11 protein-coding genes and 2 pseudogenes are annotated in these 8747 nt (G+C 41.0%); 10 read left to right on the top strand and 3 right to left on the bottom strand.

Going from position 1 to position 8747, the window contains the following annotated elements; genetic code table 11:
* The 3 genes and pseudogenes from LC574_RS13910 to LC574_RS13900 all read left to right on the top strand — a co-directional run.
* A pseudogene (locus LC574_RS13910) lies at window positions 1–532 on the top strand (TetR/AcrR family transcriptional regulator); the annotation flags it as partial.
* Between the two features lie 223 nt (window positions 533–755).
* Entirely contained in the window at window positions 756–1046 is a 291-nt protein-coding gene (locus tag LC574_RS13905; RefSeq protein WP_229454068.1) for a hypothetical protein, read from the top strand.
* Window positions 1021–1284 carry a Txe/YoeB family addiction module toxin gene (locus LC574_RS13900; RefSeq protein ID WP_229454067.1) on the top strand — a complete coding sequence of 88 codons (264 nt, stop codon included), beginning with the start codon at window positions 1021–1023 and terminating at the stop codon, window positions 1282–1284. Before LC574_RS13905 ends, LC574_RS13900 begins: the two co-directional genes overlap by 26 nt.
* A 5-nt stretch (window positions 1285–1289) precedes the next feature.
* Here LC574_RS13900 and LC574_RS13895 read toward each other — a convergent pair whose 3' ends face one another.
* The 3 genes from LC574_RS13895 to LC574_RS13885 all read right to left on the bottom strand — a co-directional run bounded on the left by LC574_RS13895 (window position 1290) and on the right by LC574_RS13885 (window position 2234).
* Window positions 1290–1427, bottom strand: a complete 138-nt coding sequence (locus LC574_RS13895) for a hypothetical protein (RefSeq protein WP_229454066.1) — start codon at window positions 1425–1427, stop codon at window positions 1290–1292.
* Window positions 1428–1517: 90 nt separating this feature from the next.
* Window positions 1518–1721 (bottom strand): hypothetical protein, encoded by a 204-nt coding sequence (locus tag LC574_RS13890; RefSeq protein WP_229454065.1) that lies wholly within the window; start codon window positions 1719–1721, stop codon window positions 1518–1520.
* A 90-nt stretch (window positions 1722–1811) separates the two neighbouring features.
* On the bottom strand, window positions 1812–2234 hold the full coding sequence (locus tag LC574_RS13885; RefSeq protein WP_229454064.1) for a hypothetical protein: 423 nt from the start codon (window positions 2232–2234) through the stop codon (window positions 1812–1814).
* A gap of 196 nt (window positions 2235–2430) precedes the next feature.
* Here LC574_RS13885 and LC574_RS13880 point away from each other — a divergent pair, with 196 nt between their 5' ends.
* The 7 genes and pseudogenes from LC574_RS13880 to LC574_RS13850 form a co-directional block, all read left to right on the top strand.
* A complete protein-coding gene (locus LC574_RS13880; protein WP_229454063.1) occupies window positions 2431–2697 on the top strand; it encodes a hypothetical protein in 267 nt (88 codons plus the stop codon).
* 453 nt (window positions 2698–3150) lie between these two features.
* Complete coding sequence (locus LC574_RS13875) at window positions 3151–4029, top strand: effector-associated domain EAD1-containing protein (RefSeq protein ID WP_229454062.1); 879 nt, start codon at window positions 3151–3153, stop codon at window positions 4027–4029.
* An 85-nt stretch (window positions 4030–4114) separates the two neighbouring features.
* Complete coding sequence (locus LC574_RS13870; RefSeq protein WP_229454061.1) at window positions 4115–5029, top strand: effector-associated domain EAD1-containing protein; 915 nt, start codon at window positions 4115–4117, stop codon at window positions 5027–5029.
* 405 nt (window positions 5030–5434) lie between these two features.
* Window positions 5435–5647: pseudogene (locus tag LC574_RS13865) on the top strand (IS4 family transposase); the annotation flags it as partial.
* A gap of 190 nt (window positions 5648–5837) precedes the next feature.
* On the top strand, window positions 5838–6227 hold the full coding sequence (locus LC574_RS13860; protein ID WP_229454060.1) for a VOC family protein: 390 nt from the start codon (window positions 5838–5840) through the stop codon (window positions 6225–6227).
* A gap of 286 nt (window positions 6228–6513) precedes the next feature.
* Window positions 6514–7794, top strand: a complete 1281-nt coding sequence (locus LC574_RS13855) for a class I SAM-dependent methyltransferase (protein ID WP_229454059.1) — start codon at window positions 6514–6516, stop codon at window positions 7792–7794.
* A gap of 351 nt (window positions 7795–8145) precedes the next feature.
* Window positions 8146–8747 (top strand): NAD(P)-dependent oxidoreductase (locus tag LC574_RS13850; protein WP_229454058.1); only part of this gene is annotated, 602 nt, incomplete at its 3' end.

Here is an 8747-nt window from a genome sequence, read left to right as displayed (position 1 = left end):
CAGGAAATCGGGAGTACGAGATTATGCTTTGGCTTATGTGTTATTTGGGGCTGGGTTATCCGCCACAGAAATAATTAGCTTGGAGCGATCGCACCAAATCTACGATACTCAAGGACACTTCCTACAAATCACAATTCCCGGATTTGTCCGACAAGTACCTGTGAATCAGTGGATTTTGGGCAAACGCTATGGCTCTTTTACCAATAATCCTCTAATCAAATGGCTCAAAAGTCGTAAAGATGCTCAATCAGCTATGTTTTTGAATGAAACAGGCACACCCATCTCAGAATCAGACCTTCAGATACGTTGGCAAATATGGAGTGAAAGACTATTAACTCCCCAAGGACAAACGCCAGCCATAGCACAAGCACAACAAACCTGGCGGGTAGAAATGTTAATGCGGGGGATCAGCTTGGAAAACCTGATTATTTTAACAGGTTGCGATCGCACCCAATTACAACCCTATGTCCGCCGAGCCAAAGAAAAAGCCGCCCTAGAGCAAGCCACACGTTTAGATCACAAACCGGGATAGGGGAGTGGGGAGATAAGGGGAATAACGGGACTTAAACAAAACTGAAGAATAAAAGCTAACCCTCGATGGAACGAATATTGAGATTATGAATCCCTGGTTGTCTCCAGAGTGAGCCAAACCCAACTTACAATATTGGCGATCGCCCGTTTACCATTTCAGCCATTGCGATCATACTAAGTTAAGCTAAAACTAATGTGAAATCTAGCACCATGAGGGTTTAATCATGTTAAGTGGCATTAAACAGCAAGTGGTCGTTGGCAAGGATGGCAAAATCGAGATTCAAACGTCTGATTTAGCAGAAGGAACTGTTGTTGAAGTGATTGTTTTGGTTGAACAAGATGTTGTTGAGACAAATGCTAACCAATCTATTCAACAAGATGTGACAGAGTATTTGCTGTCTACTGAAGCCAATCGTTACCACTTGATGACCGCTATTCAAAACATTGAAACAAAGACCAACTTGGTCAGTTTTACGCCTGAGGAATGGAATGAAGAATATAACATTCGCTCTTGAGGCATTTGAACAATTCAACGACTGGGCAGCACAAGATAAGAAAATTCATCGCAAGATCATCACCCTGATTAACGATACTGTTCGTCAACCATTTACTGGACTTGGCAAACCTGAACCTCTAAAGCATGAACTGAGCGGATATTGGTCACGACGAATTACGGATGAGCATCGTTTAGTGTATGAAGTGACTGAAACTGAAATCATCATTTTGAGTTGTCGATTTCACTATGATGTCTGAAGCAGTTAATGATCGCTCTTTAATTCATATCCAAACTGCGATCGCCCTTTTACTTCAACAACGTAGACACGGAGTGGCAATTCGTTAGACATCGCCTCCTCGCAGTAGGAAAGCGATCGCTCTCTTAAGGCAATTGATCTCATTTTGACTAGCGGTAAGTCGTAGCGTAGTAGTCTGTCAATAAATAATTGATGGATAAATTTCCTGTAGAGACGGCGATTTATCGCGTCTCTTTAACCGTCAAAATGAATTTGACAGACCAGTAGAGCCGTTGCGGCAATCCAAGCATCTTGTGGGGATATTGGTCGTCTTGCGCTTTGTCGATTGGCACGAACCTCTGCCCATTCTTCACAAAGGGATTGATCGACTGGAATGATCAGGTAATTCCACAGGTATTGTTCTAGCTGTGTGAGGCGACGATCGCCCCACTGACGCAAAATTGCCCACTGAAACAGTTCAGTTTTAATTCATACAACTTCTAATTTATACCCAGAATCAGCAACACTCCAGCATGATGCAGTTAAACATTAAGGTAAAACAACAGAGGTTTTTTTACCATTGTTGTTTGCACCATTCAAGGTTGTAGCTGTAGTCTCAGATGGGGATTGGGTGTTGCTCGAACGGCGTGATAATTTCTTGCGTGACTTGCCTCCCGCTTGGACATATTGCAAACTGTCTTTGCCATAATGCGTTGCCACACTCATTAACATCTTTTCAGAATAGCCGCCCAATTCTTCTTCAATTAGAGAGAGGCGACCTGCCATTTCATCTATGCTAGAGAGTAAAGTGTTGTAGGTAGATAGCTGGGTTTGCAAGGTTTGGATGCGGCTGTCGTAGTCTGTCAAATTTAATCCGTTGCCAAATTCTAGCGTCGGGCTAATCGATCGCATTCCTGCAATTCGACGGAGAGCCTTTTCTAGAGTCGGTGAACTGCGTTTTAGTCGTGCCATAAAATGCGCTCCTGAAGGAAGTTATAGGATTACTGCATGTACTCTAGCCAATGCAACCATAAACTTCTCTGAGAAATAATTCGGAAAAATTAAAGCAAATTAAGATCGACCTAATTATTTTTAGTTGATTGTACTGAGGTATTTATTAAATCTGTCAAAAAAGTAACATCAAATAAGCAACAGATACCTCAAAGTCATGTTGAGGTACTTTGAAATCGTGTTGGAGTACTTCAACATCGTGTTGAGGTACTTAAAAGTCGTGTTGAGGTACTTCAACATCGTGTTGAGGTACTTAAAAGTCGTGTTGAGGTACTTAAAAGTCGTGTTGAGGTACTTAAAAGTCGTGTTGAGGTACTTCAACATCGTGTTGAGGTACTTAAAAGTCGTTTTGAGGTACTTCAAAGTCGTGTTGAGGTACTTCAAAGTCGTTTTGAGGTACTTCAAAGTCGTGTTGAGGTATTAGATGATGAGTTTTCTTGCCTTAACCCGATTTACGGCGAAGGCGATCGCGCTGAAAAGTATCATAAATATAGTTCAACTATAGGAGTCCTATTTGATTTTTGAAAAAAACTCAGCTTTACCTTAATCTTCTAGAATCCTTTTGCAAGAGTGCCTTTTGCCTCTTGCCTGCCGATCGCGCTTGCGCTGCGCTTCTCTGCGAGACGCTTTGCGAACGCGCACCACATAAGTAAGTTCAGTAATCAAACCGGATTCCTATTGTATAGTGACTAATTATATGTCGTTGTGACAAATTGTTGTCGTTGAGAACCAACGATGTTTCTGCATCTAATGTTAAAGAAGGTGAATTTGTGACAGGAGACAAAATAACTAAGTAGCAATGAGGTGATTCACCAATTGTTTGAAAGCAGCCACAACAACTCTCAACTCGTATTGAACATAAAAGGAATTGACAAATATGGGTTTATCCAGTCAACAGCGCAAACAATTACAATCGGCTTTGATTGATGCTTTTCCTAACACAGCATCCCTAGAACAGATGTTGTCGTTTGGATTAGATAGAAATCTAAGAACAATTGCAGGCGAAGGGAGTTTACAAGATATTGTCTTTAAACTGATACAAACAGCAGAAGCAGAGGGATGGGTTGAAGATTTAGTTGATGCTGCGTGTAATTCCAACCCTAGAAATCCACGACTCAGGGCTATTGCCGAAGAACTATTGCCAAATCATGCTCCAGAAACAACTCCTAACAGCCCCCAAAAACAAAGCCATCAGCCGCAAAAAATCTTAATTTTGGCAGCTATCCCCCACGGTCTGCGTTTAGATAAAGAGATTAGAGAAATTGAAGAAGCTATACAACGAGCCACCAACCGAGATTTATTTGAAATTAAAGTTAGAACTGCTGTACGTCCTCAAGATATTCGTCGTGCTATCGCAGAGGAACAACCATCTATTGTTCATTTTTGCGGACACGGCTTGGAAGATGGCAGTTTACTGTTAGAAGATGATGGGGGAAACAATAAGCCAGTTGCACCATCTAGTTTAGCCTCTCTGTTTAAGTTACATGCTGATTATGTTAAATGCGTATTGCTGAATGCTTGTTATTCAGAAAAACCTGCTATAGCTATTAGCCAATACATTAATTATGTGATCGGGATGAATAACCCAATTCAAGATAGTGCAGCGATTGAGTTTGCTAAAGGATTTTATGACGGAGTGGGTTATAAAACTTCAGGCAAGCAGGATATGTTTCAACGAGCCTTTGATGAAGGTATAGTTGCCATTGAAATGGAAAATCTTTCACAAGAAGCAATACCAGTTTTGAAAAAAAGATGAAATAGGTAAAACCTAACAATAAAAAATTAATTTTCTAATTAAGCCCAACACTAAATATTATCAAAACACTCCATATTCTATCTATATGTTGCAATTATCTAGGCAAGAGCGTCAACAATTACAAGAAGCTCTAATTGATGCTTTCCCGATGAAATCATCCTTAGAGCAAATGCTGTCGTTTGAATTAAATAAGAACTTGGCGATGATTCCCGGGGAAGGAAGTTTACAGGAAATTATCTTCAGAATAATACAAACCGCAGAAGCAGAGGGATGGATTGAAAACTTAATCCGTGCAGCGCGTAGTAAAAACCCTGGAAATCCAAAATTACAAGCTATTGCCCAAACACTTGATCCGACTTCTAAAATCAAACATAAAGATTTGTTTCCTCAACAACCAGTAACAAATAACACATATAAACTATCCTTTAATCAACTTATTAAAAATAAATTAATTACAGGTGCTACAGTTCTTCTAATTGGATTAGCAGGGTTTAGCTTATATAATCAGAACAGCAACTTGCCTAATAATGCCTTGTTTTACTATACTGAAGGGCTTGTTCACGCTAGAAAGATGGAATGGGACAAGGCCATTGATAACTACACCGAAGCTCTCAGATTAAACTCTAATTATACCGACGCTTATTATAATAAAGGGCTTGCTCACGCTGGAAAGATGGAATGGGACAAGGCCATTGATAACTACACCAAAGCTCTCAGATTAAACTCTAATTATACCGAGGCTTATTATAATAAAGGGCTTGCTCACGCTGGAAAGATGGAATGGGACAAGGCCATTGATAACTACAACGAAGCTCTCAGATTAAACTCTAATTATACCGAGGCTTATTATAACCGAGGGCTTGCTTACAAAAGTAAAGGCAGTAAGCAAAAAGCAGTAAAAGATTTGAAGAAAGTCCTGGAATTAAATAATGATTTAAATAATGATTTTAAATTAAGCCAAAAAGCTTCTGAACAACTTCAAGAGTTAGGCACGAAATAGCAGTTTCGTGGAACTAGTCTGAAATTGAGTTTTGCGTGCTTCCATTCCAACAGAAATTCACGGAGAAAAGTAGCAAAGCTGAAACTATGAAGGTAATTAAAATAGTTTTGTTTTTCCACACCGTTCTACTTATCGCTCTTTAATCACTCTCACCAGAGTAAAAACATATAATCCTTGCTACGCAGGAGTTTCAGGCAAAATACATATTTCTGACCATAATGTTAAAAAATAAAGGTTCAAACCCAAGTGCTGTATGAAGTTTAAATGTTGCTTGAGATTTTTATTTCCCCAGAGTGACGGAATTGAAAAACAACTATATTCATTGCTATCACCAGCCAGCTTCAAGCCACTCAAGTTATGTTCAGGCAAGGACGAAAAAAAACTGCGTAGTTTACCGCCGTAGGCATCGCATTGAATCAGCCCTTAGAGCGAATTTCTACGGAAATGGTCTTTCGTGGTTTATACCATTTTTCCCAAGCTGTTATCCGTAATGATACATCTGAGGCTGTTCCTTATCTTGTAGAACGTCAAAAGCTGTTTGGATTAGTCAAAACCAGGCGTAAGCGCCATCGTGAGATTGACGCTTACACCCAACAGATTTGGGCAAAATCTTCTTAAGTTGACACCAATGAGCAAAGCTTAGCCCCTACGACAGATGTGGTTCAAATACATGAAAACTGCTGTAATAAGTAATCAAGCGGACATGATATTAGTTGTGGACTGCGCTCAACACTCTGTTAAAATCGCGTACAGTAAAGTAGCAGAAATCTTCGCCAGCACTGATTTTTCTATATAAGGAGAAAAAACTGTGAAATTTGGTTACACGGTTATTTGGGTAGACGATGTAGTTAAAACCGTTGAGTTTTACGAAAAAGCCTTTGGTCTACTTCGTCGCACTCTCCAGGATAAAGGACAATCTATTTGGGCTGAAATCGAAACTGGAAATACTACACTAGCTTTCTCTTCTAGTAACGAAGCACAGAAGTTATTTCCTGGTGGCTTCCATCCCAACGATGTTACACAACCACCCCCATTAATCCAAATATCATTTATCACTCCTGATGTTGGCAGCGCTTACATGAGAGCAATTGGGGCAGGCGCAAAAACACTAGATGCCCCTAAAACCCAGCCTGGAGGACAAACAATTGCTCGTGTCCGCGATCCCAATGGTGTGCTGGTGTCGTTGGTGAGTGCCTAATAGCGATCGCTACCTTGAAATTGATAGCAATGCCTAGGTTATTTGAGATCAGTCGTCGTGTTTCAGTTGGTTTACTGATCGAGGAAATTTTGTTGCTAGATGAATGTAGCTTAGAAAGAGAATGAGAAGGACAAGTCCGGTTCTTGCCTTTGCGTTAACGATTGAAGGCGATTAATGGTGTAACCGTTTGTAGACATCACGATCGCCTTAATGAAAATCAATACATCATTTTCTTACACAGTAAAGCTTTTTTTCAATATTTAATGGATCTCAAACCTCAAATTTTATGGATTCAAATCCAGCATTGTGTGCAGCGATCGCAAATCACATTACCACCAATCCTCAACAACGAATTACTTTTGCCCAATTCATGGACATGGCATTATACCACCCTGAATACGGCTATTATTCCAGCGATGCAGTCAAAATAGGCTTTAAAGATAGTGATTTTTTCACCTCTGCCAACCTCTGTGCTGACTTTGGCGAGTTACTAGCAGAACAATTTTTGCAAATGTGGGAGATTTTAGGAAAACCTGTACCATTTTCTTTAGTAGAAATGGGAGCAGGCCAAGGGTTGCTGGCATTGCATATCCTTAAATATAATCAACTGCACTACCCAGATTTTTTTACCGCCCTGGAGTACATCATTGTTGAAAAGTCGCCAACTTTAAGACAAGAACAGCAGCAACGCTTGCAAGATTTCCCAGTGCGTTGGTGCAATTTAGAGGAGATACCAGCAAATGCGATCGCAGGCTGCTTTTTTTCTAATGAATTAGTTGATGCTTTCCCCGTCCATCAATTCATCCTAGAAGCGGGCGAACTCCGAGAAATTTATGTGACAACATCACAAAACCTAACCCCCCTAGAAGGTAAGGGCGAATCTTCCTCCCCTCCCCTCATAGGGGAGGGGTTGGGGGAGAGGTCAAATTTTGCATTTGTAGAAGTCACAGGAGAACCTTCAACGCCCCAACTAGCTGAATATTTAGACTTAGTAGGAATCAACTTTACCGATGCATATCCAGATGGTTACCGTAGTGAAATTAATTTAGCTGCTCTAGATTGGTTGAGTATAGTAGCAGACCGCTTGCAGCGCGGGTATGTGTTAACAATTGATTATGGCTACCCCGCCAGCCGTTACTATAATCCCAGGCGATCGCAAGGAACGCTACAGTGTTATTACCATCATCGTTTCCATGACAACCCCTATATCAATATTGGGCGACAAGATATCACGGCCCATGTTGACTTTACGGCTTTGGAACGCTGGGGTGAGCGGTGTAGTTTAGAAAAAGTTGGTTTTATCCAGCAGGGATTATTTTTGATGGTGTTGGGGTTAGGCGAACGGCTAAGCCGCGTCTTCTCTACGAGACGCTACGCGAACGACGAACGCATTGCTGCCCTTTCTGATCAACAGCAACCCCTCTCACAGTTACTACAGCGCCGGGACTCACTACACCAACTTCTAGATCCCACAGGACTCGGCGGCTTTGGAGTTTTAATTCAGAGCAAAGGTCTGGACAAGACAGAAATTTCTCAACCACTAAAAGGATTGACCATGCCAGAGTAAACGTAAAGAAAGAAAAGTTAAAACTCTATTTAAGAATGCAGTATCAGTCTTATTTAGACTAGCATAACAGTGACTACAGTAAAGTTAAACACAATACCAAAGTAATAATTATGTCCACTCATGACCTATTAATGCTAGTAACCTTACTTACTCCAGGGATTTTACTTTCAGTAATAATTATGTTGACTTTTGCAGCTGGTGGCTAATGGCTAGAGACGTTAGTCACTAGTCAGTGAACAGTTATCAGTATTTAGAGATAACTGTTCAGTGATAACTGATATTAAAATCAAACGATGGAAACGCGATGTCTACAACAGGCTACGCCTACGCTGTATCAAAGGAACGTAAAAAATGAAGGTGGCATTTCTGGGAACTGGACTGATGGGACTACCAATGGCTCAAAGGTTATTAGCCGCAGATATACAGCTAGTTGCCTACAATCGTACCCCAGAAAAATTAGCACCACTACAAGCAGCTGGGGCTGAAATTGTTACACATCCTCGCCACGCCATTCGTGCTGCTGAGTGCGTAATCCTCATGCTGACTAATGCCCCGGCCATTTATAATGTGTTGCTTTCAGACACTGCTTGGCAAACTTTGGAAGGGCGCACAATCATCCAAATGGGAACAATTACTCCCACAGAAAGCCAGGAAATTAGAGATGCAGTTGTTGTTGGTGGTGGTGGTGAGTATTTAGAAGCACCTGTATTAGGGAGTATCCCAGAAGCAAAAGCTGGCAAGTTGAGTGTTATGGTAGGGGCCGAGCCAGAACAATATCAACGCCACTTAAAGTTACTCCAAAATTTTGGGACAGAACCTTTACTTATCGGCCCAGTAGGAAGTGCCGCGGCGCTCAAATTGGCACTAAATCAACTAATAGCTTCTCTAACAACTAGCTTTGCTCTGAGTCTGGCTTTTGTCCAGCGTCAGGGTGTCGATGTGGATGTGTTTAT

It is taken from the genome of Nostoc sp. CHAB 5715 (assembly GCF_020829685.1).
Taxonomy (GTDB): domain Bacteria; phylum Cyanobacteriota; class Cyanobacteriia; order Cyanobacteriales; family Nostocaceae; genus Nostoc.
This window is presented reverse-complemented; position numbering and strand designations above follow the sequence as displayed.